Source organism: Aeromonas sp. 25-248 (assembly GCF_053005425.1).
Window position 1 is genome coordinate 1 of the sequence record NZ_JBRKTB010000050.1, and the last position, 234, is coordinate 234.

1 protein-coding gene is annotated in these 234 nt (G+C 62.4%); it reads left to right on the forward strand.

Features of this window, described 5'->3' with window-relative positions; translation table 11 throughout:
• Nucleotides 1–234, forward strand: a 234-nt coding sequence (locus tag ACVDHI_RS20845) for a hypothetical protein (protein WP_447212482.1), incomplete at both ends; no start/stop codon positions are given.

The following is a 234-nucleotide window of genomic DNA, read 5'->3' on the forward strand; positions in this document are numbered from 1 at the left end:
GACAAGTCCATCGGCAAGCGCATCGTCCCGATCCTGGCTGACGAAGCACGTACCTTCGGTAGGGAAGGCCTGTTCCGCCAGATCGGTATCCACAGCCCGCACGGTCAGCAGTACACCCCGCAAGACCGCGACATCGTCGCCTACTACAAGGAAGACAAGCAGGGTCAGGCTCTGCAAGACGGCATCAACGAGCTGGGCGCCATGTCCGCCTGGCCGGCTGCTGCCACCTCTTAC